The 470-nt window shown below is 58.1% G+C and carries 2 protein-coding genes; one reads left to right on the forward strand and one right to left on the reverse strand.

Going from position 1 to position 470, the window contains the following annotated elements; genetic code table 11:
* Positions 1-204, forward strand: a 204-nt coding sequence (locus D7V77_RS44135; protein ID WP_158624603.1) for a hypothetical protein, incomplete at its 5' end; no start/stop codon positions are given.
* Positions 205-279: 75 nt separating this feature from the next.
* On the opposite strand, the gene D7V77_RS42500 is transcribed toward D7V77_RS44135, so the two are convergent.
* Positions 280-470 (reverse strand): DUF3597 family protein (locus D7V77_RS42500; protein ID WP_120581771.1); only part of this gene is annotated, 191 nt, incomplete at its 5' end.

Consider the following 470-nt stretch of genomic DNA (forward strand, 5'->3'; position numbering starts at 1 on the left):
TCCTTCGAGGGAGGCGTGGTGGGTGCGCCGGTATGGGCTGCGGCAAAGGCCACCGAGCTGAACGCGAGCGCGGAAATTGCAATCAATAAAGTTTTAATCATCTTCATGTCTCCAGTGAATTGGCAGGAAAGCCTGCCCTGCTTCAATGCGTTGCCTGAATGCCAGGTTGACGGCGTTTCCGTCATGTGCAGCCGCTTGCATTGATTCTGCGCAAGCGCGGTGCGGGTCGCATCAAAATGGACGGCCCCCTGTCGCCAGGGGACTTTCGAGCCGGATTGATTAGTCCTTCAGGTCTGCCGGCACCTTGCCGCCATTTGCCGCCAGCTTGTTCATTACCTGCCGATGCAGCCAGATATTCATGGTGGCCGAATCGTTCGTGTCGCCGCTATAGCCGAGTTCGCCAGCGAGTTCCTTGCGCGACTGCAGGCTGCTATCCAGGCTCAGCAGCTTCAACAGGTCGACGATGGAGG

Origin of the sequence: Corallococcus sp. CA041A (assembly GCF_003612075.1) — a bacterium.
In the GTDB taxonomy this organism is placed as follows: domain Bacteria; phylum Myxococcota; class Myxococcia; order Myxococcales; family Myxococcaceae; genus Corallococcus; species Corallococcus exiguus.